Genomic DNA, 24629 nt, shown 5'->3' on the forward strand with positions numbered 1-24629 from the left:
CGGGGGCGGGAATCTGGTTGCACACAACTCCTACACATTTATACCCGCAGCTGACGCTTGCCAGTCGTTACCTACCACTCGCCGAGCATATCTTTATATTGATCAGCCCCATGGCTAGAGCCGATATGCGCCCCGAGCCAAAGCGCAGCCGGCATCAAGCAAATCGTCGCGCTCCTCCACCGAAAAGCCCTCGGCGTACACTCGCACCACCGGCTCAGTGCCACTCGGGCGAACCAACAGCCAGGTATCATCCTCAAATGCCAAACGCAAGCCGTCCATGTGACTTACGCTCTGCGGCGCCTTGCCGCAAATCGACTTTGGATTCACACCGGGAAGCAGCGTGCGCAGCGACTCAGCATCTTCTGCCTCAAGTCGTAAATCTCGACGGCCATAACTTGTTTTTCCAAAACTCGCCTCGAGCTGATCGACCAGCACGCCCAGCGAAGCCCCCGTCTTTGCCATGAGCTCACACAGGAGTAGGCAAGCGAGAATGCCGTCACGCTCGGGCATATGCGCGGCAATGCCGATGCCACCGGCCTCCTCACCGCCCATAAGCACCCCGTCTTTTTTCATCTCGGCGGCTATATATTTGAAGCCAACCGGTTTTACGGTCACGCGGCAACCGAGTGCCTCGGCAACACGACGCACAAGCGTCGAGCACGATAGATTGACGACGACTCGCCCCTTCAAATTGCGAAACTGAACCAATTCGCCCATTACGAGCGCCATGATCTGATGCGGATGTATATATCTACCGCGCTCGTCGACCGCGCCAATACGGTCAGCATCGCCATCGGTCACCAGGCCGGCACACGCACCGTCTTCGATAACTGCACGCTCGCAGGCATCCACCCACGGCTCTACGGGATCGGGACAGATATCCCCCCAATCCGATGCTTGCCCCACATGAATCTCATGGACCTCAACACCCAGCTCGCGCAGCAAATCGGCAAGATAACCTTGAGCCGCTCCCCCCATGGGGTCGACCACCACGCGCAGATGAGCGGCACGAATGGCATCGGCATCGACAAACGATGCTACCGCTCGCATATAGTCGGGAATGATATCCGCCGTGCGGTACTGCTCCTCGAGCCCCAGAGGTTCGGCGGCCATCGTTGCCTCGAGTTCTTCGATGACGTCCTGGTTTGCCGTGGAACCATCGCCCATGCGCAGTTTGAGACAGAGATAGCCCTGCGGATGATGTGAACCGGTCACCATGAGCGCCCCGCACGCCTCGCCATCGTATGCGGCAGCCCACGTGATGGCAGGCGTGGGTACAAAACGGGCCGCGAGCACGGCATCAAGGCCATGGGCCGCAAGCACGCCAGCTGCAAGTTCTGCAAACTCGCGCGCCCGGGGACGGGTGTCATACCCGATATATACCGTCTTGCCGGGATATGTCTTTTGCCAGAGCTCGCCGGCGGCATCAGCGATACGGGCAACATTGTCAGCGTTAAAATCCTCGCCGACGCGAGCGCGCCAGCCATCAGTTCCAAAATGAATTATCGCGCACACACGCAGACACCTCGCAGTGTTTGGATCATGGTACGCAGGTGGTATACCCGCAACGAGCGCCCGGCAAGCCGCCGGCGCACGCATTCACCGTTTAGGCAAAAGCCATCGAGGGCGCATATAGACAAAAAAAAACCGCCCCGGTTGGGGCGGTAATTCGAATGTGCTTTTCTTCGGACTCTATATATCGAGCGCGTCTGCCATAGCAGCCGTCGTGATCGCCGTGGTTCCGCAACAGCCACCAACCATTGCGGCGCCAGCCCGCTTCCACTCGACGCATGCGCGCGCGAAAGCTTCGGGGTCCTCGTGCCACACGGGCCCATCTTGCGTTTGGACCGGATTTCCCGCATTGGGACGTACAGTAACGGGCGTCGTGGCTATCTTGACCATTCTTGGTACCGCAGCGGTAGCCGCTGTCAGGGTGCAGCAATTGATCCCAACCGAGCTCGCACCGTGCTTCTCGGCATACAAGATGGCACCTTCGATGTTTAGGCCATCACCCAGCAGGTCGCCCTTGTCATCAATAGCAAAGCTCACCAGAACGGGCATGCCATCAGCGGCATCATGGACACCGGCGAGCACGGGCTGCAGATTGCGGATAGACGTGATCGTCTCGACCAGAATCCCGTCGACGCCGGCGTTGAGCAGGGCGGACGCCTGCTCGCGAGCATTTGCGCGAATCTCTCGATACTCGGAAGAATCCTCGACAAACCACTCAATCGCAATAGGCCCCATGGACCCCAGCAATAGCTGGGGATTTGCCTGGCGGGCATCGTCGACCGCCCCGCGATTGACCTCTGCCATAGATGGAGCGATTTCATCGCGATCGAGCGCAAAACCCGATGCCTGGAACGTATTGGTAATAAGCACCTGTGCACCAGCGGCGGCATACAGTCGGTGGATGCGAGAAACCGTCTGCGGTTCGGCGAGGTTCCAAAATGCCGGCGGAATATCGGCGGCACCGTATTCACTCAGCAGCACGCTGCCCATCGGACCCTGTGCCAGCAGCGTCTCGCTGGCAAGTCGGCGCATAAGCTCCTCGCCGCCGAAGCGATTGTAATAACTCGTATCCATATATATGTTTCGCTATTCCTCGATGCTGATTCCCTGCTTTTCGAGATAGGCGAGCCAACGGACCATTGTGTCCTCGGAAAGCGCGTGCTCCATCATGCAGGCCTCGGCATCGGCGCGCTCAAAGTCGACGCCGAGCTCCTGGACCAAAAATGTGCGAATCAGGCGATGGCGATACCAGATAGCCAAACCGACCTCGCGCCCACGGTTGGTCAGGATAACCTTGCCGTAGTGAGACTGCTCGACAAGTTCGGATGCCTTGAGAGCCGAAACCGCCTTGTTGACCGATGCCTTCGAGACGCCAAGGCGCTGTGCGATATCGACCGACCGCACGCCATTAGTCTCCCCATCCTCGCTTTCGATGCGAACCATGCACTCCAAGTAGTCTTCGTTCGCCACCGTTAGATGTAGCTCGCGCGAGCTATTTGTCGTATCCATGAACATCCGTCCCTTCTGCATTCAATGGCTGATTCTACCCCATCCAAGCGTCGCGGTATGCTGCGGCATACCGTGCTAGAGTTCTTGTTGCACACGACAACCAAGATTGGAGCGGTCTCTATGGAAAACACCACCACGAACCCCGACGTACTCGAGCGTTTTTTGCGCTACGTCCAGATCAACACACAGTCCGAGGACGCCAACTGTGACCAGGTTCCGTCGAGCACCGTCCAGTTTGATCTTGCCAATGTGCTTGCCGAGGAATTGCGCGAGCTTGGTGCAACCGATGCCCATGTAACCGAAAACGCCTATGTCTGCGCTCACATTCCCGCGAGCGCCGGCTCCGAGAATAAGCCCGCCCTGGGCCTGATCGCGCACCTCGACACCACCGAGGTCGCACCGGGCGCCGGCGTAGCGCCGCACATCGTGCACTACGAGGGCGGCGACCTGGTTTGCGGCATCGTCGACGGCAAGCCCGTATCCATGAGCACCGCCAAGCTCCCCGCCCTCAACAACCTTTTGGGCGAGGACCTGGTTTGCACCGACGGCACCACGCTGCTGGGCGCCGACGATAAGGCCGGTGTCGCCGAGATTATGGCGCTCGTCGCACGCATTGCACAGGACCCCAGCCTGCCCCACCCCACGCTTGGTATTTGTTTCTGCCCGGACGAGGAAATCGGCCACGGTGCCGAGCTGTTGGATATCGAGGACTTTGGCTGTAAGTATGCCTACACAGTCGACGGCGGTCCGGTTGGCGAGCTTGAGTGGGAGTGCTTCAACGCCGCCGAGGCTACCGTTAGCTTTGAGGGCCAGTCCATTCACCCCGGCGACGCCAAGGGCCGCATGGTTAACGCGGGCAATCTGTTCTGCGACTTCAATGCCCTGCTTCCCTACGTGCAGCGTCCGGAATACACCGAGGGCTACGAGGGCTTCTATCACCTCGAGGGCGTTTCTGCCACAGTCGACCATGCCACGGCGCGCTATATCGTCCGTGATCACGATGCCGCCAAGTTCCAGCAGAAGCTCGATCTGATGGATGCTGCCGCCGCGCTACTCAACCAGCGTCTGGGCGAGGAGCGCGTAACGGTCGAGATCAAGCACCAGTACCGTAACATGGCCGAGATTGTCCGCAACTACCCAGAGCTGATCGAGGTCGCTAAGGAATCCTTCCTTGCCTGCGATGTTGAGCCCCAGGTGCTGCCGATTCGCGGCGGCACCGACGGTGCACAGCTGTCGTTCCGCGGCCTGCCCTGTCCCAACCTTTCGACGGGCGGCTACTGCTACCACGGCGTCAACGAGTTTGTTCCGGTCAGCTCGCTCGTCAAGATGACCGACGTCTTGCAGGAGCTCGTCGCCCGCTTCGCATAAGGAACTCGAATAATCTAGGTAAGCAAAATCGCCCCGTCCTCAAAACCGAGAACGGGGCGATTTTTTGGTGCAAGGGGAGTAGTCGGCATCGCTGGTTGAATCAACGTCAGCGAGCGACGTCCAGAGCGAACAAGTTGGCATGAAAAAGGCAGGACATTGACCTTCTGGTCATGCCCTGCCTTTTGAATGACAAATTGTCGCTCTGGGCGGCGCGCAGCGTCGAGCCGTTGCACGGGCTGGCAAGCCCGCGCAACCCTAGTAGTTGGCTTCGTAACCGTTGCCGTCGCCAGTGGGCTCCTCGTAATAATATGAGCTGTAATCCGAATCGTCCGAATAGCTCGAATCGTCCGAATAGCTCGAATCGCCCGAGCTTTCCGACGAACCGGCCGTACCGTAGGCGTAATCGTCAGAAGTATGGTTGCTCAAATCACCGATTGTGGAGCTGGTTCCGTCGGATAGGCCCATGGTGTTTGGTCCCTTAGGATCCTTGCCGGCATCGACGCGCGCCATCATCTCCTTAAGCTCGTCCTCGTAGACAAAGACATAGCTCTGGCCGTCGATCATGGTGGTTTCATCTGCGTAGGAAGGCAGATTCGCCGAATAGATGCCATCGACATCCATGCCGCGCATAGCATTGACCGTAGACACGATGTCCTGAACGCTCATATCGGTCACAAGCATATCGGACAGCGAATTAACCAGGTCGAAGACCTTAGTAGCATCAAAGTTGTTGAGAATCTGGTTGGCAAGGGCACCAAGCACCTGGCGTTGGTGACGCATGCGCGTATAGTCGCCGTCGGCATAGGTATAGCGGCAACGGGCATAGGTGAGCGCGGTAGCACCGTCCATGTGCTGCTGGCCTGCCGTAATCTTAATGTCCAGATGCTCGGGGTCATCGACATCGTCGGTGGCGTTGATGTCGATACCGCCCACAGAGTCAATCAATGATTGCATACCGTCAAAGCTAACCTCGGCATAGTGGGAAATCTGCACGCCGCACAGCTCATTGACCGCTTGAACCATGGCCTCGGCACCGCCATAGGTATGGCAGGCGTTGACCTTCATGGTTTCGCCGTTATAGACAACCTTGGTATCACGTGGAATGGATATAAGCGTAGCCTGCTTTTGCGTAGGGTCGATGCGCGCCAAGATAATTGAATCGGCGCGATACGTGTCCTCGCCCGGACGACCATCGGTACCCAAAAGAAGCACGTAGAACGGATCCTTGGCCTCATTGGTATCCACCAAGATATGGCGCAGATTGTCGGTAATGACATTGGAATCGCCAAGCTTGCCCACAATGTTGGCGAACCACAGCCCGGCGGCAGTCGTAGCGCTCAGCAGCACGCCAAGCACGGCGATAAGCGCAACGCGACGGATTGTCTGGCCGCGGCGGCGCTGACGAGCGCGCTCGGAGTAGCGTGCAACATTATCGCGACTGTAGATCTTGGCCTGTGCGCCGGTTGAAGGTCTTCGAGTATCCGCTAAGGGCTTCTTATTATTAAACATAGGCAACCTGCATTAGTAGATGACGGGATCGGGAACAGTGGCGTGCTCGACGTTTGCACCAAGTGCCTGCAGTTTTTCGACAAACTGCTCATAGCCACGTTTGATGTGATGGATGGCCGAGACCTCGGTAACGCCGTCGGCGATAAGGCCAGCAACGACGAGCGCGGCGCCGCCGCGCAGATCAGGCGAGGTAACCTGTGCACCCGAGAACCCCTTGACGCCATGAATCATGGCGTGATGGCTTTCGATGCGGATATCCGCGCCCATACGGACCAGCTCCGACGCGAACATGAAGCGGTTCTCGAAGATATTCTCGGTAATCACAGAGCTGCCATCAGCAAGAGCGGAAAGCACCATGATCTGCGCCTGCATGTCCGTCGGGAAGCCCGGGAACGGAAGTGTCTGAATATCGACCGGCCTGATGCGCTCGACACGACTCACGTGAACGCCATTCTCGATTCGCTCACACTCGATACCCATGAGCTCCATCTTCTTGAGCACCATGCCCAAGTGAATGGGGCAAAAGCCCGTAACGTCGACACCGCGGTCATCGGCCATCAGGGCACCGGCAACGATAAAGGTGCCGGCCTCGATGCGGTCGCCCACCACGCGATGGGTAACGGGATGCAACTCGTCCACACCTTCGATGGTCACGACGGGCGTGCCGGCGCCAACAATCTTGGCGCCCATCTCGTTGAGCATATTGGCAAGGTCGACGATCTCGGGCTCGCGAGCCGCATTATCGATAACCGTAGTGCCTTGTGCGCGCACGGCCGCCATGATGAGGTTCTCGGTAGCGCCGACGCTGGCAAATTCAAGCGTAACCGTGGTACCACGCAACCCATGAGGAGCGTTGGCATTGATGTAACCGTGTGCAGTGTCGAATTCTACGCCCAGCGCCTCAAGACCCAAGATGTGCATGTCGATCTTACGGGCACCCAGATTGCAGCCACCCGGCATGGCAATCTTGGCACGATGGAAACGGCCCAGCAGGGGACCCATCACGGCCGTGGAGGCGCGCATCTTGGCGACAAGCTCGTAGGGAGCCTCCCAGGAATCAACCTGAGAAGTGTCAATCTCGAGCGTATGCTCATCGAGAACGTCAATCTTGGCGCCCATACCCTTGAGCACCTTGCCCATAACATGGACATCCGAGATATCGGGCACGTTCTGCAGCGTCGTCTTCCCCGGTGCCAGAAGCGTTGCCGCCATGAGTTTGAGTGCAGAGTTCTTTGCACCCGAAACGGGCACGGAGCCTCCGATGGTGTGGCCACCTTCAACACGGATAATATCCAAGGTCTACCCTTTCAAAAAGCATGCCCGGGATGGCTGGGCCATCCCGGGCATGATGTGTTCGCAAATGGTCGAACGCCAAATCGTTTGACTATTGGGCAAGCATGAGCTTACACCATGCGATTTCATTATAGAGGTAGGCGCGGCGTGCATCATCCTCCGACAAATTACCCAGCTTCTCTTCAAAACCTTGAATATCAGCTTTAAGCTTGTCGGCATCGACGGTCGCCAAATCGCAAGCGCGCTCGGCGAGGACAATCACGACATCGTCCGCAACCTGGGCATAGCCGCCGTCCACAGCAAACGTGTGGTCGACGGTGCCCATTTGCTTATCACAAACGCGAACGTAGCCGCGATCGATCGTGCAGATCTCGCTAGCGTGACGCGGAAGAATGCCGAACTCGCCGTCCGTGGAAGGCAGGGCGACAAATGCCGCCTCGCCTTCATAGGCGCAGCTCTCCGGACACACGATGCGGATTTGCATAGCCACTACTTCTCCTCCATCTTGGCGGCGCGCTCGCGCACGTCGTCAATCGTGGACGCATAACGGAACGCCTGCTCGGGCAGGTCGTCGCACTCGCCGTCGACAATGGCGGCAAACGAGCGGACCGTGTCCTCGACACGGATGTAGACACCGGGGTTGCCGGTGAACTGCTCGGCGACGTGGAAGGACTGAGACAGGAACTGCTGGAGCTTACGGGCACGGTTGACCGTAAGGCGCTGCTCCTCGGAAAGCTCGTCCATACCCAGAATGGCGATGATGTCCTGCAGGTCGGAGTACTCCTGGAGCAGCTCTTGGACTGCGACGGCCACACGATAGTGCTCCTCGCCGACAATCGAGGGATCCAGGGCGTCGGAAGAGGAAGCCAAGGGGTCGATTGCGGGATACAGACCGAGCTCGGCGATGGAACGCGAAAGAACGGTCGTGGCGTCGAGGTGCGTAAACGTCGTGGCGGGAGCCGGGTCGGTCAGGTCGTCTGCAGGGACGTAGACAGCCTGAACGGAGGTGATGGAACCCGTCTTGGTCGAGGTGATGCGCTCCTGGAGGTCGCCCATCTCGGTAGCCAGCGTGGGCTGGTAGCCAACAGCGGACGGCATACGGCCCAGAAGGGCGGAAACCTCGGAACCGGCCTGGGAGAAGCGGAAAATGTTATCGATGAACAGCAGGACGTCCTGGCCACGATCGCGGAAGTACTCAGCGGTGGTGAGGCCGGCCAGACCGATGCGCAGACGCGCTCCAGGCGGCTCGTTCATCTGACCGTAGACCAAGCAGGTCTTGTCGATAACGCCAGACTCGCTCATCTCGAGGAACAGATCGGTACCCTCACGGGTACGCTCGCCAACGCCGGTGAACACCGAGGTGCCGCCATGCTCCTGGGCGAGGTTGTTGATGAGCTCCTGAATCAGAACGGTCTTGCCGACGCCGGCGCCGCCAAACAGACCAGTTTTGCCGCCACGGATGTAGGGCTCGAGCAGGTCGACGGCCTTAATGCCGGTCTCGAAGATCTCGGTCTTGGTAGTGAGCTCGTCGAAATGAGGTGCCGGGTGATGGATGGGATAAAACTCATCGATCTGGGGCATGGGCTTGCCATCGACAGGCTGGCCCATAACATTCCAAATGCGGCCGAGGGTCTCGGGGCCGACGGGCATCTTCATGGGTGCGCCGGTGTCGACCGCGACGACGCCGCGCTGCAAGCCGTCGGTCGACGTCATGGCGACGGTACGAACGACACCGCCGGGAAGCTGAGACTCAACCTCCAGGATGGTGCTGATGTGACCCATCGGCGTATCGGCCTCGACCGTGAGCGCGTTGTAGATCGAGGGGACAGCGCCATCGAACTTAACGTCGACAACTGCGCCGATGATACGGACGATACGTCCCTCACCGGCCGTCTGACGTGCCGTGGCCTCCTCGACCGCCGCTTTAACGGTGGTATCTGCCATTAGTGTTCCTCCAATGCTGCGGCTCCGCCCACGATCTCGTTGATCTCCGTGGTAATGGAAGCCTGACGCACGCGGTTATACGTACGGGTAAGAGTCGAGATGATCGACGACGCGTTCTCCGTGGCGGAGTGCATGGCCTTACGGCGCGCACCCTGCTCGGCGGCGGCCGAATCGATCAGCGCCTGGTGAATGACGGTCAGGATGTAGCTGGGGACCATCTCAGCCAACACATGCTGGGCGCTCGGCACGAACTTGAACGAGGACGAAACGCGCTCGGGGCCCTCGTCTGCGTTCTTACGCGGGCCATGTGCCATGGCGATCATCTCGGGGTCGAGCGGAAGCAAATGCTCGGTACGAAGAACCTGATCGACGCGGTTGCGAGCGTGATGGTACACGATCTCGACGCGGTCGAGCTGACCCTTGGAGTACTCGTCGCAGATATAGCTCGCGATCATGCGGGCATCCTCGAGGCTCGGGTCGGCCGAGGAACCCTCGAAGTGCATGACCGTGTTGGCACGGCTGCGGAAATACTCGCTCGCCTTGCGACCGCATGCGATGATCTCGCACTCGGCGCCATCATGTGCCCATTCGCGAGCGATTTTCTCGCAGGTGCGCTCAACGTTGACGTTGAAGCCGCCCGCCAGACCGCGATCGGACGTGATCGCGATGATCAGACCGCGCTTGAACTCCTCATGCGTCTTGAGCATGGGGTTGTCGCCGACAGTCTCTGTATCGCTCGCAACGGTGTGCATGACGTCGGTGAGCGCCTTCTTGTAGGGCTCAGCCTGCGTGGCTCGATCGAGCGCGCGACGGATCTTGGCCGTAGAGACCATCTCCATCGTGCGCGTGATCTGCTTGGTGCTCGTGACCGAGGAGATTCGCTTCTTAATGTCGCGAAGGTTAGCCATAGAGCTTAGTTCTCCTCTGCGCCCTCAGCTGCGCTCGCGGTGGAGGCATGCTTGGAGGCGTACTCGTTCTTGAAATCGGTGATGGCCTGAAGCAGCTGCTCTTTGGTCTCGCCGTCGATCTTGTTGGTACGGACCTTCTGCAGCAAGCCGCCAAAGCCAGCATTCATGTACTCGAGCAGCTCGGCGCGGAACGGCAGCACCTCGGAAAGGGGCAGGTCGTCGATAAAGCCCTCGTTGCCGGCGAACAGCGTAACGATCTGCTCGGCGACGTCGAACGGCTTAAAGCGCGGCTGCTTAAGAAGCTCGGTCATGTGCGCACCGTGGGTAAGCTGCTTTTGGGTGGCTGCATCCAGGTCGGAACCGAACTGGGTAAAACCGGCGAGCTCACGGTAGGCGGCAAGGTCCAGACGGAGGTTGCCGGCGACCTGCTTCATGGCCTTGGTCTGAGCGGAGCCACCGACGCGCGACACCGAGATGCCGACGTCGACTGCCGGGCGCTGGCCCTGGAAGAAGAGCTCGGACTGCAGGTAGATCTGACCATCGGTAATGGAAATGACGTTGGTCGGAATGTAGGCCGAAACGTCGCCGTCCTGGGTCTCGATGACCGGCAGGGCCGTCATGGATCCGTAGCCGTTCTTCTTGGACATCTTGACGGCACGCTCGAGCAGGCGAGAGTGCAGGTAGAAGATGTCGCCAGGATAGGCCTCGCGTCCGGGCGGACGATGCAGCGTCAGCGACATCTGACGATAGGCGACAGCCTGCTTGGATAGGTCATCGTAGATGACGAGCACATGGCCGCCGGGGTTGGTCTCGCTGGCGGGCTCGCCGTTCTCGCCGTTGTACATAAAGAACTCGCCGATAGCGGCACCGGCCATAGGGGCGATGTACTGCATAGGGGCCGAGTCGGCAGCGGTAGCCGAGACGATGATGGTGTAGTCGAGTGCGCCGTGCTGGGCGAGGGTCTCACGGATGTTGGCAACCGTAGAGGCCTTCTGGCCGATAGCGACGTAGATGCAGACCATGTCCTTACCGCGCTGGTTGAGGATAGCATCGATCGCGATGGCGGTCTTGCCGGTCTTACGGTCGCCGATGATGAGCTCACGCTGGCCACGGCCGATAGGAACCATGGAGTCGATAGCGAGCAGACCAGTCTGAACCGGCTCGCAGACCGGGGTGCGGTCGATAACGCCGGGGGCCTTGAACTCGATGGGGCGACGGTGCGTGGCGACGATATCGCCCAGGCCGTCGATGGGCTGGCCCAGCGGGTTGACGACGCGACCGAGCATGGCGCGGCTCACGGGAATATCCATGACGCGACCGGTGGTACGGCACTCGTCGCCTTCCTTGATGACGTTGACGGCGCCGAACAGAACAGCACCGACCTCATCGCGGTCGAGGTTCTGGGCAAGGCCGTAGACGGTCTCGCCGGTCTCGGAGCTCTTGAACTCCAAGAGCTCGCCGGCCATGGCGTTGCGCAGTCCCGAGACGCGCGCGATGCCGTCGCCAACCTCGTCAACATGGGAAACCTCTTGCGTGTCGACGGTAGCCGCCAGGCCATCGAGCTTCGCCTGCAGGGCGCGGGCGATGCTTTCGGCATTGAGGGTATCGGACATAACTAGGCTTCACCTCCGTTATTCAAAATCGTGGAACCGAGGGCCTCACGCGCTGCGCGCAGCTGGGTCTTGACGGTAACGTCGCGACGCTGGCCGCGGGCCTCGAGAATCAGACCGCCGATGATGGACGGATCGACCTTCTCGATCAGGAACACCTTGCGCTTTAGATCGGCCTCGCATTTCTCGGTAATCGTGCGGCGCAGCTCGTCATCGAGCGGGACAGCCGTGGTGACGGTGACGCCTACGACGTCCTCGTCGGTCGCGGTTACCATCCGATAAGCCGATGCAATCTGCGGCAGAAGATCGAGCTGGCCGCGCTCGAACACGGTACCGAGGACAGCAAGCACCTCGGGGCTGGCGTTCGCGATGACCTCAAGCTCGTGAAGATCGCGGAACACACGGCCCTCGGCCTTAGCGGCCTCCAGGAGGGTGCGTGCATAGGTCTCGAGAACCCTGTTCTCCATGCGGCTGTTAGGCATTCAGGCTACCTGCTTCCTTTATGTAGCGCTCGATCAGACGACGCTGCTCGTCGTCGTTCTCGAGGGCCTCGCCGACAATCTTGGTCGCAACGGAGACGGAAAGATCGGCGATGGAGCCGGCAGCGGCAGCATAGATGGAGTTGCGCTCGTCCTCGGCGTTGGCGTGGGCCTTGGCAATGATGTCCTCGGCCTCCTCGTGAGCCTTGGCGATAATGCGGGCGCGCTCGGACTCGGCGTCCTGACGGGCGGCGGTCACGATGTCGGCAGCCTGACGACGGGCGTCGGTGAGGAGGGCGTCGGACTCCTTGCGGGCCTCGATGGCCTTGCGCTTGGTGGTCTCAGCCTCATCGAGGCTGTCCTTGATGCGCTTGCCGCGCTCTTCCATCGTCTGCAGAATCTGCGGCCAGGCGAACTTGGCCAAAACGATGAAGATGATGAGGAAGGCAATGAGTGCAGGGACGAATTCCGCCATCTTGGGGACGAGGATCTCGGCCTTGTTCTCAGACTCCTCGGCGAATGCCGACACCGGCATGGCGAGCATGGCGCCCGTCAGCGCAGCAGCGACTTTCGCGTGGTTGAAATGCTTCATGGCGACTACCTTCGTGCTCAATTACGAAATCAGCGTAACGACGAAGCCGATCAGGCCCAGAGCCTCGGTGAATGCAGATGCAAGAATGAAGACGGTGAAGGCACGGCCCTGGACCTCAGGCTGACGAGCCATAGCGCCCGTAGCACCGAGTGCTGCAAGACCAATTGCGAGACCGGCACCGATAACGCCGAGACCATATCCGATAACTCCCACGATTCCTCCTTTGTCGTGCGCGTGTGCGCAGGATAAATACCTATGTTGTAGAGGCGCACGCGGGTGCCGCGCCTCCGAACACCAAATGAATGCGACCGCTAGTGGGCGTCAGCCTCTGCGATCTGGATGTACACGGCCTCGAGGACCGTAAAGACGTATGCCTGAACAAAGGCAACGATCAGCTCGACGACGTAGATCACCAACAGGATCAGGACCCACGCCACGCTGGGCAGGGCGCCCACGGCGTTCATGGCCGTGAAGTGCTCCAGCATCGGCTGGGCAAAGAGCGTTGCCATGATGGCAAACGAGCCCATGACGACGTGGCCGGCGAACATGTTGCAGAACAGACGGACGGCGAGCGTGATCAGGCGCAGGCACAGCGAGAAGAGCTCGATGACCCACACGAAGACGTTCATGGGGAAGGCGACACCCGCAGGGGCGAGGCTCTTGAAGTACCCAAAGAAGCCGTGCTTCTTAATACCGAAGTAGAGGAAGTACACAAAGGACACGAGCGCGAGGGCAGCCGTGCAGCCAATGGCGCCGGTGCCGGGCTTCATGCCGGGGATCAGGCCGATGAAGTTGTTGATCAGGATAAAGAAGAACAACGAGGCCAAAAACGGGAAGTGCTTCTTCCAGTTGTCGCCGACGACGCCCTTGGCGATATCGTCCTGCACGTACTCGATAACCCACTCGACACCGTTAACGAAGAAGCCCTCGGGGACAACCTTCTGCTTCTTGGTAAACGCGAAGAAGACCGCGAACATGACGACGGCAGCGATAAGCAGCCAGAACGAGTACTGCGTCAGGCCCGCGTTAAGGTCACCCACGACCGGAGTCGAGGAGAACTCCTCCACGAGTTCGGCGATCGCGCTGGGTAACTTGGCAAATGCGTCCAAGATTCCACCTTCCCTGTTTGCCCGCACCGAGGTGGGGCAACGCCTTTAATCCTTCATAATCACCATGCAGGCGATCACGATCCAACAAATCAAAAACCCGGCGAGCTCGCCGCACAAAAAGGCGATGAGCGCCGCGGGGACTACCAGGTGCACAATTACGACGCCCATAAAGAGCACCGCAAACGACACCATGATACCCAACATGCCCACGGTCATGTTGGCATCGCGTCGATGCGCCAGTACCGGAGCAAGCGCAAGGTACAACGGCAAAAAAGCAACAAGACCGACGACGAATCCCATTGCGATGAACGGCACGTGGCCTGCCAGCTCAACCGGCATCTGCGTTCCCTTCTCGCGACGTACAACTCGCATGGAGCCATACCCCGCTCACATCGTCCTAGTATTTTAGGGCGCAAGGTTGCAAAATCAATGCGCCGTTACCCAACCTTAATTGCGTCTTTAACCCCGTAGGGCGTCAAACGGACAAAAGGCCGGGCACTGAGGACGAATGGGTCGCGATAGTCGACGAGCGTACTTGACGAACGCCGCCGCACCCGCGTAAGCGCAGCACGACAGCGTTGTTGACTATTGTACGAACCGAACACGCGATGACAAGTGGGAAAACGTAAGTTAATACACAACTGTACATTTTCTTAAGACACTCTTTATACCGTACCTACGGTATAGCGCGTTTTGGGCCCTCGGTGGCTGCGACGACACTCATAAATATGCGTGCAGGCGTCACTCGTACACCCGCACGCACCAATCATGCACGAATGAGAACGTGCAGCTGCCCATGCCTGGCGACTAGAGCGTGCCGTAGATGCGGTCGCCGGCGTCGCCGAGGCCGGGAACGATGTAGGCAGCCTCGTTGAGATGGTCGTCGATGGCACAGGTATAGATATGCACATCTGGGTCCTTCTCGGTCAGCGACTTGAGGCCCTCGGGAGCCGCGACGATGCACAGCATGCGGATGTCCTTGACACCGCGCTCGCGCAGGTAGCTGATGGCCATCTCGGCCGAACCGCCCGTGGCGAGCATGGGGTCGACAACCAGGCAGATGCGCTGGTCGATATCCTTGGGCATTTTGCAGTAATACTCATGCGGTTCGTGGGTAACCTCGTCGCGCTCCATACCGATGTGGCCCACGCGAGCGGAGGGCACCAGGTCGAGGATGCCGTCGACCATGCCAAGGCCCGCACGCAGGATGGGCACGATGGCGAGTTTCTTGCCGGCGAGCTGTTTGAACGTGGCGGTAGTGATGGGGGTCTCGACCTCGACGTCTTCCATAGGCAGGTCGCGCATGGCCTCGTAGCCGTCAAAAAGCGCGAGTTCGCGCACGAGCTGGCGGAACTGATTGGTGCCGGTGTTTTTGTCGCGCAGGATCGACAGCTTGTGCTGAACGAGCGGATGATCGACAAGCGTCACACGGGACGCATCGTAGGTGACGGTCATGGGTCTTGCCCCTTTCGTTGCGGCCACAAAATGGCCTTGCTGACAAGGCGCGCAGCAATGTTGCCGCCGCGCGCCATACACAAGTTTAGCGGTTTGCTGTATCGAGTGGCCCGTCGCAGCCCTACTGTGCGGTACTGAGCGAGCGCTTGACCGCATCGCGCCAGCCCGCAAGGTTTTGCTCGCGGCGCTCGGCGGACATGTGGGGAAGGAAGGTCCTAACAATCTGGGCATTTTGCTCCAGCTCTTCCAGGTCTTCCCAATAGCCGACGGCAAGGCCCGCCAAGTACGCGGCACCGATTGCCGTGGTCTCCACCGTCTCGCATTGCAGCACGGGGATATCCAGCAGGTCGGCCTGGAATTGCATGATGAACTCGTTGCGCGACGCGCCGCCATCGACAGACAGGCGTTCGATCGAAAGCCCCACGTCCTGCTCCATGGCGCGCAGCACGTCGTAGCTCTGATATGCCATGGATTCGCAGGCGGCACGTACGATGGTCGCACGGCTCGAGGCGCCGGTCAGACCGCACACGATACCGCGGGCACGCGGGTCCCACCAGGGAGCGCCCAAACCCGCAAAGGCGGGAACGAAGTAGCAGCCCTCGTTGTCGTTAATCGAAGCGGCGAGTTGTGCCGATTCGCTCACGCTCGAGATGATGCCCATGTTGTTGCGCAGCCAGTTCATGGTGGAGCCGGCGGCAAAGATGGAACCCTCGAGTGCATAGCTGATCTTCCCGTTCGCAGCGATACCGATGGTGGAGACCAGACCGTTCTTGGATTCGATGACCTCGTCGCCGGTGTTCATGAGCATAAAGCAACCAGTACCATAGGTGTTTTTGGTCTGGCCGGGACGGAAACAGCAGTGGCCGAACAGCGACGCCTGCTGGTCGCCCGCCACACCCATGATGGGTGGCATGTTGGTCATGATGTCGCTCGCGACGCGGCCGTAGTCGCCCGAGCTCCAGCGAACCTCGGGCATCATGGAACGCGGAACGTCAAAGAGCGCCAGCAGGTCGTCGTCCCAATCGAGCGTATGGATATTAAAGAGTGCCGTGCGGCTGGCATTGGTGTAGTCGGTGGCAAAAACCTGACCGCCGGTGAGGTTGTAGATGAGCCAGGTGTCGATGGTGCCAAACATGAGGTCGCCCGCCGCCGCACTCTCGCGTGCGCCGTCGACGTTGTCGAGAATCCACTGCACCTTGGAGGCCGAGAAATACGGGTCGAGCGTAAGCCCCGTGCGGGAGCGCACCAGCTCTTCTGCGCCCTGCTCAACCAAATTATCGATCAGAGACGCGGTGCGACGGCACTGCCATACGATGGCGTTATAGATGGGCTGGCCGCTCACGCGGTCCCATACCACCGTGGTCTCACGCTGATTGGAGATACCGATGGCGGCGATGCGATCGGAATGAATCCCGCTCTTAAACTGAACCTCCATCATGACCGCAATCTGGCTGGCAAGGACCGCCATGGGGTCTTGCTCCACCCAGCCGGGACGCGGGAAGCTGGTTTTGACGCTGCGGCGCGCTTGGGCGACGATGCAGCCGTACTCGTCGACGATGGTCGCAAGTACCGAGGTGGTGCCGCAGTCGAGCGCCATGATGTAGGAACCGCCAAAGTCAAACGAGGCATCTTCCATGCCCAGGCTGCCCAGATTCAACGACATCGCTTACACCTTTCTGTTGCATCGGGTCGGACAGGACCCGCTCAATCTCTGATGCGGGAAGTGCGCCTTGGCGCAGGATCTGAAGCCCGCCGTGCTGGAACGACACGATGGTCGAAGCGTCGCGGCACGGCGTCTCGCCCGCGTCGACGGCCACGTCGACCCCTTCTAGAATGCGGTCTTCAACGTCGGCAAAGCTTGCCGGCGCGGGCGCGCCGTGTGTATTGGCGCTCGTACAGGCAAGTGGGCTGCCACAGGTGCGAATGAGCGCCTGTACCACGGGCGAGGCCGACGCGCGAAGAGCCACCGTGTCGTCGGCGGCACGCATAAAGGTCGGCACGCAGGGAGCCGCCTTGACCACAATAGTCAGGGCGCCCGGCCAGCATCGTCGGGCAAGTATGCGTGCCTCTTCTGGGATATCCACGCCGTAGCGGTCGAGGGCCTCGGCATCATCGACCAGCCAGGCGACCGTTTGGGTGAGCTCACGCTGCTTGAGGGTAAAGATGCGACGGTAGCCGGTACCGAGCGCGGGCACCGCGGCGCCGTTGACGGCAGCCTGCGGATCGCGCGGCCACGGCAGAGATTCGCTTGTATCTTGGGGCACGGCGTCCGAGAAGGCGTTGACTGCCACAGCGACGCCATAGACGGTCTCGGTTGGGATCAGGGCCAGGCCGCCACGGCCGAGCACCTCGGCCGTACGCTCGACGGCGAGCCGATGCGGCTCGCGCGCTCCCTCGAATACCCGATAGACCGTCTGCATGTGTATGCCAGCCCCTTACGCTCTGGTGAAAGTTTGTTTACTGAGGGGCATTCTCGCACGAAACGTTTAACCTATTTGTCCACAGCGCATGTTGGTTTGGTGAGCGGCTATAGCAGTCGGTGAAAGTGAGGGGTAATTGAGCCGTGACAAGCCTCTTTACATTTCCGGCGCAGCGCTCCCGCCGCCGCACCGCCAATACGCTTCGTACTTTACTGACGTTGTTTGGGCTCGGTGACGATAGCTCGAACGATGCGGGGACGATCGGTGAGGTCACGGACGATGCGTACGTCCGAAAGACCCGCCTGGCGGCAGAGCTCGACCGCGGCGTCGAGGGCACCCTCATAGAGCTCGCAGGCAAACAGGCCGCCGGCGCGCAGCATATAGGGCGCCGCATTGAGCAGGCGGCGGAAGATATCAAGGCCATCGGCGCCGCCCTCGAGCGCCAAATCGGGCTCAAAGTCCTTGACCTCGTGCGGCAGCGAGCGCATGACGTCAGTCGGGATATAAGGCGGGTTGGAAACGAGCACGTCAAAGGTGCCCCACTCCTCGCGGGGGATAGAGCTCACCAGGTTCGTGAGGCTGAAGGCGACCTCATCGGACGTCAGCCCGAGTGCATCGCGGTTTTTGGTGGCCAGGTCGATGGCGCGCGGCTCGATATCGGTAGCGGTGCAGGCGACATGGCCGCGACGCTCCCAAGCAAGGGAGAGCGAGATGCAGCCCGTGCCGCAGCCGACCTCGAGAACGCGGGCAATGCGGGGGTCGGCAGGCACAGACGCGGCGGCATCCTGCACTAGGGCCGTCTCTTGGTCGACGCCTTCGATGGCAATGCCGTATTCGTCGAGCCCGGGCTCAGCGACTTCCGCGGTCTCGGCCTCAGCTGCCTGCGCGGCGGCTTCCTCGGCCTCACGATCGGCCAGCTCCTCGGCATAAGCTCGGCTGCCCAGCACGTCTCCGCCCAACGCCGCCTCATCGGCAGCCGTGAGGTTGGCGGCACGGCGCTCGGCAGTCGCGCGTTCGTCAGCCAATGCGACTTCGGCTTTACGCGCCTGCTCGACCTCGTCGTTCCATGGCAACTCTACGCGCTGGCGGGTGGCAGCCTCGGGGCTCAGAACCTCGGCATCCAGATAATTGAGGACTTCCTCGACGAGCATCTCGGTCTCGGGACGTGGAATGAGCACGCCGGGGGCGCACGCGACGTCGATCATGCGGAACTGCGTGCTGCCGGTGATGTACTGCAGCGGCTCGCCCTTGGCGCGACGGACAACCGCCGCGTGCATGGTCTCGAGCTGCGCTGCATCGAGCGTGTCGTCCATACGCATATATAAGTCGATGCGCGCTAGGCCCGTGGCTGCGCACAACAGCCACTCGGCAGAAAGACGGGGGTGCTCTTCGCCGCGCTCGGCTAGGTACTCCTTGGTCCACTCGAGACAACGCCTGATGGTCCAGATCTCGTTTGCCATGGGTCCTCCCCTCTTAAGCGCCGGGCGGCGCGCGAATGTCGGAGCAGATTGTACGCGAGGGCGGCACGCGGCGAGAGACGATTGGAAGCGATTATCGAGAATCAGCCCAGAATTTTGCACCGGGCTCGCTCAAAGTGTTCATTCGCCGACGTCTAGATTTGCATTCGTCAAGCTTTTGGCAAGGTTGCCCCAAAACTAACCAATATCTAACCAAGAACTTGCCAAATCACTTGACGTGCGACGCACCAAAAAGGGCCCCGCGACTTCTTGGACGATTTTTCGAGCAATATTTTCAATAGCAGATGAAGGTTGTTAATTACTTTAAGCAGGTAGACAGGTCAATTTCCAACAAAGCAGATTAAATAAACTCGAAAAGTAATTAACCCAACCTAGTCATTTAAGAACGTCCCCAATGACTACATCTAAGGCGCCGCAGGTTGAGCATAAGTCCCCAATGACTACCCGCCGCAGGTAGAGGACGGACAGCGAGCGGGTCGCATTTGAGACAAGGTGACGTGGAACGAAAGGGCGCTGACCTTCTGGTCGCGCCCTTGAAGTTGAACGTCAGATTGTACAGGTGCGGCCCGCGCAGCGTCGGCCGGTCCGCCGTTCGGTAGAACGGCGGAACCTACTACACGGCCTGTGCCAGCTTCTCGGCACGCTCGGCGGCGGCAAGCGCCTCGATGACGGCACCGAGTTGGTCGCCCAGAAGGACGCCGTTGTAGGTGGAGTTGAAACCGATACGGTGGTCGGTCACGCGGTCCTGGGGCTGGTTGTAAGTACGGATCTTCTCGGAACGGTTACCGTGGCCAATCTGGCTCTGGCGCTCGGCGCCGAGCTCGGCCTGCTGCTTCTCGAGTTCCATCTCGTACAGACGGGCACGCAGCATCTGCATGCAGACCTCGCGGTTTTGAATCTGGGAACGCTGCTCCTGCGACTGCACCACGGTATTGGTGGGCAGGTGGGTAATGCGCACGGCGGAGTAGGTGGTGTTAACGCACTGACCGCCAGGACCGGAGGCACAGTAGGTATCGATGCGCAGGTCGGACTGGTTGATCTGAACGTCGATCTCCTCGGCCTCGGGAAGCACGGCGACAGTTGCCGTGGAGGTCTGGATGCGGCCCTGGGACTCGGTCTTGGGAACGCGCTGGACACGGTGCACGCCGGACTCGAACTTCATGACGGAGTAGACACGGTCGCCCTCGACCTTGAACTCGATGGACTTAAAACCGCCGGCCTCGCTGGGGCTGGAGTCGAGCACGGTGGTCTTCCAGCCACGCGACTCGCAGAAGCGTTGGTACATCTTGTACAGGTCACCGGCGAAAATGGCCGCCTCGTCGCCACCTGCGGCGGAGCGGATCTCGACGATGGTGTTCTTGTCGTCATTGGGGTCACTCGGGATGAGCATGTACTTGATGTCTTCCTCAAGCTGGGGAAGCTTGTCCTCGTTCTCGGAGATGTCCATCTGGAGCATCTCCTTCTCGTCGGCATCGGTAGTGTCACGGAGCATTTCTTTGGCAGCCTCGATGTCGTCGAGCGCGCCGATGTACTCGCGCGCAGCGGCAATGAGGTCGGACTGGTGCGCGTACTCCTTGTTGAGACGCGTGAACTCCTTGATGTCGGAGGCGACGGCCGGGTCGGAAAGCTTCTTCTCGAGCTCCTCGTAGGCCTTGATGATCTTTTCGAGCTTGTCGCGCATGGCGGAACTCCTTTATATGCGTGAAGGTGAAAATCGGCGGAATTGATGGGGCGCATGGCGCCGTTGCGGGGTAAGCCCAGCTAGAACATGTCGATTTTCAGATACATGCGCATCCCTTCGCGTATAGGGTACATAGTTGCGGTCTAACCCATATATGATAGCGTGCGCAGGCAAACCTGCATATAACCCGCACGGAATGAGTGGACGTAGTCGTTGGGGACGTTCCTTAACGACGAGTCGTTTAAGAACGTCCCCAACGACTACAACGGCTAACAAAGGGACTGTCGCTTTGTCACATTCTAGAGCGTTTGAAGCAGAGCGATGAAAAAGTGGACACCCTGGAGGTAGGCACGGCGGGTAATGCGCTCGTTGGTGCCGTGGACACCGCGATCGCACTCGTCATCGTCGACCACAAACGCCGAAAAGCGAATGCATTCAGAGCAAATACGCTGATAGTTAGCCGCATCGGTGGCACCGATCACAGTTGAGGGCACAATGCCGACAGCAGCCCCGCCCGCCGCATTCGGTACGTTTTCCTCCGCCCCCTTTTGATCACGAAAGTAGCGGGCGGCAATAGTGCGAACGGCCTCGAGCCCCGGTCCGCCAACACGTGGGGACGGCGAAGGTTCTGAGCTGCCGGGGCCAAGTTCGACCTCCACGCGCCCGGTAAGGCCCGCAGCGGCAACGGCCTCGCGGCAACGGTCAACAACATCAGCCACGCCCGTGCCCTCGAGCATGCGGAAGTTAATATTGGCCCACATATCCTGCGGCATCACGTTGGCGCCAGTGCTGCCGCCCTCAATCTGCGTGGGCGCACAGGTAGTGGTCACGAGCGGATAGAGCTTGTTGCTGGCGAGGCAGTCGCGAACAATGACGCCTCCGTTGGCGGCAATCTCATCCGCCGTGTAGAGCCCCAACTCGACAAGCTGCGCGGCAAGCAGATCGGTCACGCGCGTCGGCCACTCGATATCGCAGATTGCGGCGATAGCGCGGCTCAATACCTCGAGCGATGTGCCGCCGTAGGGGTTGGACGAATGCCCGCCTTCGCTCTTCGTCTTGAGCACGATATCGGCATAGCCCTTCTCGGCAAGGTCGGCATGCATAAGCCAGCCCTCGCCCGCGCCGTACTCGGCAGCCGAAACAATACGGTAGTCACCCTCGTCGATCAGGTATTCAAGTTCAACGCCGCGCTCCTCGAGCACGCGGCCGATGGCCCCCGCTCCATACTGCGTGGTTTCCTCGTCCTGGCCAAAGGCGAGCAGCAGCGTCCGCTCGTGCTCCCAGCCGTGCACCAACGCATACTCAACCGCCTCGAGAATACCTGCAACCTGGTCTTTCATGTCGATAGCGCCGCGACCCCAAATGTAGGTGTCGTCCACGTGACCGCTAAAGGGGGCATGCGTCCAGTCGGCCTCGGTGCCGGGCACCACGGGAACCACGTCCATGTGGCCCATGAGCATAACGGGCTTGAGGGCAGGGTCGGAACCGCCAAGTGTCACCAGCAGCGAGTGGTCGATGAGTTCGACCTCGCCCGCCGCGAACACATGTGGCCACGCCTGCTGCATATAGGCGCGCAGGTCATCGAACGGCTGCCAGTTCACCGCCTCGGCATCCATACTCGAAACGGTCGGAAACGACAGCACGCGCCCCAAGCGCTCGCACGCGCCAACTTCGTCCAAATCGGCAAAATCATCCTCATGCGCAAAGAAGCGCCAAACATCGGCCATGACATCCTTTCGATTGTGATGACGAGGGCCGCCCCACCGGAACGGCCCTGCCATGCAAACATTTGCGGTTGGTTATTTGTCCTCGAGATAGCGCGAGAGGAACTCGCGGGTACGCTGGTGCTTGGGGTTGCCAAAGAGCTCCGCCGGCGCGGCGTCCTCGAGGACCACGCCCTTGTCCATAAAGACCACGCGATCGGACACGGTGCGGGCAAAGGCCATCTCGTGCGTGACGACGACCATGGTCATGCCGTCGGCAGCGAGCTTGCGCATGACCTCGAGCACCTCTCCCACGATCTCGGGGTCGAGTGCGGAGGTCGGCTCGTCGAACAGCATGATCTGCGGATTCATGCATAGGGCACGAGCGATGGCCACGCGCTGCTTTTGACCACCGGACAGGCGACCCACGGCGGCGTGCGCGAACTTTTCGAGTCCCACGCTCGTCAGATGCTCCAGCGCGACCTTTTCGGCCTCGGCCTTGCTCATCTTTTTGAGCGTGACGGGCGCAAGCGTGCAGTTATCGAGCACGTCCATGTTGTTAAACAGGTTGAAGCCCTGGAACACCATGCCGATGTCCTCACGCAGCTTGTTAATGTTGCAGCGCTCGGCCGTGAGGTCCTGGCCATGGAACCAGATATGGCCCGCGTCCGGGGTCTCGAGCAGGTTGAGGCAGCGCAGAAAGGTCGATTTGCCCGAACCCGAAGCGCCGATAATGGTAACGACCTCGCCGGGGTTAACGGACAGGTCGATGCCCTTGAGCACCTCGAGCGAGCCGAAGCTCTTGTGCAGGCCCTCGACGCGGATGAGCGGCTCATTGGTCTGTGCGGCGGCCGCAGCGCCGGTAGTGGCGGTATCTGCCATGATGATTCTCCTCGTCTTGAGCCTAGTTGGAGCTGGGCAGCGTGGCCGGGGCCTCGGCGCCGAGCTTTTTGCCAAAGGCCTCGAGCAGGCGGCTCGCCACGAGCGTCAGGATTAGGTAGACCACGAGTGCCACGCAGTAGACCTCCATCTGGCGGTAGTACACGCCGGCGACGGTGGTAGTGGCGTACATGAGGTCGAACACGCCGATGACCGAGAGCACCGACGAGTCCTTGATGTTGATGATGAGCTCGTTGGTGAGCGCCGGAATCGCGTTTTTAATGCCCTGGGGAAACACGACTTTACGCATAGCCTGCCACTGCGACAGACCCAGCGAGCGCGCCGCCTCGGCCTGACCGGGATCGATGGACTCGATGCCGCCGCGCAGGACCTCCATCATGTAGGCGGTGGAATTGAGCGAGATGGTGACGAGGCCGGCGGTAAAGGTACTCCAAATCTGGTTGGCCTGGGCGGTCTCGAAGCCCATGCCGCGCAAAACGGTGAAGCCCGCGTAATAGATGAGCAGGCCCTGGACCATCATGGGCGTACCGCGCACGATGGTGGAGTAGACGGTCGTAAAGCCGCGGCCGATGCTCTTAAAGAAGCGCACCAGGTCGTTGTCCACGCGATCGAAGGTCTGAATGCGCAAAAACACAAAGAGCAGTGCCAGGAAAAAGGCGATAACGGTACCGAAGGTCGCAAGTGCGATGGTAATCTCGATGCCGCGGATAAAGAAGTCGCCGCTCTTGTAGGTCATATAGACCAGGCTCGACAAAAAGTCACTGGGGTTGGAATCCGAGACAATGCTCACCTGCACCAAGTCGATAAACGACATGACGCAGCGATCCACGAAAAAGACCACCGCGATGGCGACCGCGACGTAGCTGCCCAAGCGTGCTCCACGACGGAAACGCTCGGATGCGAACGGCGACTTTTCGCGATAGTCGCTCCAGTGCATAAGCTTGGTGACCAGCGCCGCCGCCGACACGACGAGCCACGCCCACAGGATCGCCCAAAGGCAATCTTGGAACACGCCCGTGGGGGCCAGGAAGCTCAGCGGCGTGGGGTTGCGCTGGCTAAACGCCAGTCCGAGCGCCGCGATGACGCTCGTGCCCAGGTACACATAACGATGGTCGGCTTTGATAAAGGAGACCAGACGATTAATGGCTTTCATGCTGCC

General features: G+C 60.1%; 23 protein-coding genes. 1 reads left to right on the forward strand and 22 read right to left on the reverse strand.

Annotated elements, in window-relative coordinates:
- Nucleotides 1–114: 114 nt before the first annotated feature.
- From ACQRAP_RS06250 to ACQRAP_RS06260, 3 genes are all read right to left on the reverse strand, one after another.
- Entirely contained in the window at nucleotides 115–1515 is a 1401-nt protein-coding gene (locus tag ACQRAP_RS06250; RefSeq protein WP_427795177.1) for a phosphoglucomutase/phosphomannomutase family protein, read from the reverse strand.
- A gap of 177 nt (nucleotides 1516–1692) precedes the next feature.
- Complete coding sequence (locus ACQRAP_RS06255; RefSeq protein ID WP_427794534.1) at nucleotides 1693–2586, reverse strand: homocysteine S-methyltransferase family protein; 894 nt, start codon at nucleotides 2584–2586, stop codon at nucleotides 1693–1695.
- Nucleotides 2587–2598: 12 nt separating this feature from the next.
- A complete protein-coding gene (locus tag ACQRAP_RS06260) occupies nucleotides 2599–3021 on the reverse strand; it encodes a metal-dependent transcriptional regulator (RefSeq protein WP_154518396.1) in 423 nt (140 codons plus the stop codon).
- Nucleotides 3022–3141: 120 nt separating this feature from the next.
- Between ACQRAP_RS06260 and pepT the strand changes: the two genes are divergently transcribed.
- Nucleotides 3142–4389: a peptidase T gene (pepT, locus tag ACQRAP_RS06265; protein ID WP_427795179.1), complete on the forward strand. Its 1248-nt coding sequence runs from the start codon at nucleotides 3142–3144 to the stop codon at nucleotides 4387–4389.
- Between the two features lie 255 nt (nucleotides 4390–4644).
- On the opposite strand, the gene ACQRAP_RS06270 is transcribed toward pepT, so the two are convergent.
- The 19 genes from ACQRAP_RS06270 to ACQRAP_RS06360 form a co-directional block, all read right to left on the reverse strand.
- Entirely contained in the window at nucleotides 4645–5898 is a 1254-nt protein-coding gene (locus ACQRAP_RS06270) for an LCP family protein (RefSeq protein WP_427795180.1), read from the reverse strand.
- 12 nt (nucleotides 5899–5910) lie between these two features.
- A complete protein-coding gene (gene murA / locus ACQRAP_RS06275; RefSeq protein WP_427795181.1) occupies nucleotides 5911–7194 on the reverse strand; it encodes a UDP-N-acetylglucosamine 1-carboxyvinyltransferase in 1284 nt (427 codons plus the stop codon).
- Nucleotides 7195–7282: 88 nt separating this feature from the next.
- Entirely contained in the window at nucleotides 7283–7675 is a 393-nt protein-coding gene (gene atpC, locus ACQRAP_RS06280) for an ATP synthase F1 subunit epsilon (RefSeq protein ID WP_427727755.1), read from the reverse strand.
- A gap of 5 nt (nucleotides 7676–7680) precedes the next feature.
- On the reverse strand, nucleotides 7681–9135 hold the full coding sequence (gene atpD / locus ACQRAP_RS06285) for a F0F1 ATP synthase subunit beta (RefSeq protein ID WP_427727748.1): 1455 nt from the start codon (nucleotides 9133–9135) through the stop codon (nucleotides 7681–7683).
- Entirely contained in the window at nucleotides 9135–10043 is a 909-nt protein-coding gene (atpG, locus tag ACQRAP_RS06290) for an ATP synthase F1 subunit gamma (protein WP_427727746.1), read from the reverse strand. Before atpG ends, atpD begins: the two co-directional genes overlap by 1 nt.
- A gap of 5 nt (nucleotides 10044–10048) precedes the next feature.
- Complete coding sequence (atpA, locus tag ACQRAP_RS06295) at nucleotides 10049–11656, reverse strand: F0F1 ATP synthase subunit alpha (protein ID WP_427727745.1); 1608 nt, start codon at nucleotides 11654–11656, stop codon at nucleotides 10049–10051.
- A gap of 2 nt (nucleotides 11657–11658) precedes the next feature.
- The gene (locus ACQRAP_RS06300) at nucleotides 11659–12135 is read right to left on the reverse strand and encodes a F0F1 ATP synthase subunit delta (protein ID WP_427727743.1); all 477 of its coding nucleotides are present in this window, start codon (nucleotides 12133–12135) and stop codon (nucleotides 11659–11661) included.
- A complete protein-coding gene (atpF, locus tag ACQRAP_RS06305; RefSeq protein ID WP_427727741.1) occupies nucleotides 12128–12724 on the reverse strand; it encodes a F0F1 ATP synthase subunit B in 597 nt (198 codons plus the stop codon). Before atpF ends, ACQRAP_RS06300 begins: the two co-directional genes overlap by 8 nt.
- 21 nt (nucleotides 12725–12745) lie before the next feature.
- Nucleotides 12746–12937 (reverse strand): ATP synthase F0 subunit C, encoded by a 192-nt coding sequence (locus tag ACQRAP_RS06310; RefSeq protein WP_427727739.1) that lies wholly within the window; start codon nucleotides 12935–12937, stop codon nucleotides 12746–12748.
- A gap of 98 nt (nucleotides 12938–13035) precedes the next feature.
- Entirely contained in the window at nucleotides 13036–13833 is a 798-nt protein-coding gene (gene atpB / locus ACQRAP_RS06315; protein WP_427727738.1) for a F0F1 ATP synthase subunit A, read from the reverse strand.
- Nucleotides 13834–13878: 45 nt separating this feature from the next.
- Complete coding sequence (locus ACQRAP_RS06320) at nucleotides 13879–14172, reverse strand: hypothetical protein (protein WP_427727736.1); 294 nt, start codon at nucleotides 14170–14172, stop codon at nucleotides 13879–13881.
- Between the two features lie 468 nt (nucleotides 14173–14640).
- Nucleotides 14641–15288, reverse strand: coding sequence for a uracil phosphoribosyltransferase (gene upp / locus ACQRAP_RS06325; protein ID WP_040359658.1), 648 nt, complete (start codon nucleotides 15286–15288; stop codon nucleotides 14641–14643).
- Nucleotides 15289–15409: 121 nt separating this feature from the next.
- A complete protein-coding gene (gene glpK, locus ACQRAP_RS06330) occupies nucleotides 15410–16951 on the reverse strand; it encodes a glycerol kinase GlpK (RefSeq protein WP_427727734.1) in 1542 nt (513 codons plus the stop codon).
- Nucleotides 16905–17708 carry an L-threonylcarbamoyladenylate synthase gene (locus ACQRAP_RS06335; protein WP_427727732.1) on the reverse strand — a complete coding sequence of 268 codons (804 nt, stop codon included), beginning with the start codon at nucleotides 17706–17708 and terminating at the stop codon, nucleotides 16905–16907. Before ACQRAP_RS06335 ends, glpK begins: the two co-directional genes overlap by 47 nt.
- Before the next feature lie 209 nt (nucleotides 17709–17917).
- Entirely contained in the window at nucleotides 17918–19168 is a 1251-nt protein-coding gene (locus tag ACQRAP_RS06340; RefSeq protein ID WP_427727730.1) for a N5-glutamine methyltransferase family protein, read from the reverse strand.
- Between the two features lie 631 nt (nucleotides 19169–19799).
- On the reverse strand, nucleotides 19800–20867 hold the full coding sequence (gene prfA, locus ACQRAP_RS06345) for a peptide chain release factor 1 (protein WP_154518366.1): 1068 nt from the start codon (nucleotides 20865–20867) through the stop codon (nucleotides 19800–19802).
- 299 nt (nucleotides 20868–21166) lie between these two features.
- Nucleotides 21167–22594: a M20/M25/M40 family metallo-hydrolase gene (locus ACQRAP_RS06350; RefSeq protein ID WP_427727728.1), complete on the reverse strand. Its 1428-nt coding sequence runs from the start codon at nucleotides 22592–22594 to the stop codon at nucleotides 21167–21169.
- Between the two features lie 72 nt (nucleotides 22595–22666).
- A complete protein-coding gene (locus ACQRAP_RS06355; RefSeq protein WP_154518360.1) occupies nucleotides 22667–23452 on the reverse strand; it encodes an amino acid ABC transporter ATP-binding protein in 786 nt (261 codons plus the stop codon).
- Nucleotides 23453–23474: 22 nt separating this feature from the next.
- Nucleotides 23475–24623: an amino acid ABC transporter permease gene (locus tag ACQRAP_RS06360; protein WP_427727726.1), complete on the reverse strand. Its 1149-nt coding sequence runs from the start codon at nucleotides 24621–24623 to the stop codon at nucleotides 23475–23477.
- Between the last annotated feature and the right edge of the window lie 6 nt (nucleotides 24624–24629).

It is taken from the genome of Collinsella sp. SGI.180, from assembly GCF_050313455.1.
Lineage (GTDB): Bacteria > Actinomycetota > Coriobacteriia > Coriobacteriales > Coriobacteriaceae > Collinsella.

Bases quoted from the DNA above. Each gene is read 5' to 3' on its own strand.
- prfA (WP_154518366.1), bottom strand. From the start codon at position 20,867: ATGCGCGACAAGCTCGAAAAGATCATCAAGGCCTACGAGGAGCTCGAG.
- ACQRAP_RS06335 (WP_427727732.1), bottom strand. From the start codon at position 17,708: ATGCAGACGGTCTATCGGGTATTCGAGGGAGCGCGCGAGCCGCATCGG.
- ACQRAP_RS06260 (WP_154518396.1), bottom strand. From the start codon at position 3,021: ATGGATACGACAAATAGCTCGCGCGAGCTACATCTAACGGTGGCGAAC.
- ACQRAP_RS06360 (WP_427727726.1), bottom strand. From the start codon at position 24,623: ATGAAAGCCATTAATCGTCTGGTCTCCTTTATCAAAGCCGACCATCGT.
- glpK (WP_427727734.1), bottom strand. From the start codon at position 16,951: ATGTCGTTGAATCTGGGCAGCCTGGGCATGGAAGATGCCTCGTTTGAC.
- atpD (WP_427727748.1), bottom strand. From the start codon at position 9,135: ATGGCAGATACCACCGTTAAAGCGGCGGTCGAGGAGGCCACGGCACGT.
- ACQRAP_RS06340 (WP_427727730.1), bottom strand. From the start codon at position 19,168: ATGGCAAACGAGATCTGGACCATCAGGCGTTGTCTCGAGTGGACCAAG.
- ACQRAP_RS06355 (WP_154518360.1), bottom strand. From the start codon at position 23,452: ATGGCAGATACCGCCACTACCGGCGCTGCGGCCGCCGCACAGACCAAT.
- atpA (WP_427727745.1), bottom strand. From the start codon at position 11,656: ATGTCCGATACCCTCAATGCCGAAAGCATCGCCCGCGCCCTGCAGGCG.
- ACQRAP_RS06350 (WP_427727728.1), bottom strand. From the start codon at position 22,594: ATGGCCGATGTTTGGCGCTTCTTTGCGCATGAGGATGATTTTGCCGAT.
- atpC (WP_427727755.1), bottom strand. From the start codon at position 7,675: ATGCAAATCCGCATCGTGTGTCCGGAGAGCTGCGCCTATGAAGGCGAG.
- ACQRAP_RS06270 (WP_427795180.1), bottom strand. From the start codon at position 5,898: ATGTTTAATAATAAGAAGCCCTTAGCGGATACTCGAAGACCTTCAACC.
- ACQRAP_RS06300 (WP_427727743.1), bottom strand. From the start codon at position 12,135: ATGCCTAACAGCCGCATGGAGAACAGGGTTCTCGAGACCTATGCACGC.
- pepT (WP_427795179.1), top strand. From the start codon at position 3,142: ATGGAAAACACCACCACGAACCCCGACGTACTCGAGCGTTTTTTGCGC.
- atpF (WP_427727741.1), bottom strand. From the start codon at position 12,724: ATGAAGCATTTCAACCACGCGAAAGTCGCTGCTGCGCTGACGGGCGCC.
- ACQRAP_RS06255 (WP_427794534.1), bottom strand. From the start codon at position 2,586: ATGGATACGAGTTATTACAATCGCTTCGGCGGCGAGGAGCTTATGCGC.
- upp (WP_040359658.1), bottom strand. From the start codon at position 15,288: ATGACCGTCACCTACGATGCGTCCCGTGTGACGCTTGTCGATCATCCG.
- atpG (WP_427727746.1), bottom strand. From the start codon at position 10,043: ATGGCTAACCTTCGCGACATTAAGAAGCGAATCTCCTCGGTCACGAGC.
- ACQRAP_RS06320 (WP_427727736.1), bottom strand. From the start codon at position 14,172: ATGCCGGTTGAGCTGGCAGGCCACGTGCCGTTCATCGCAATGGGATTC.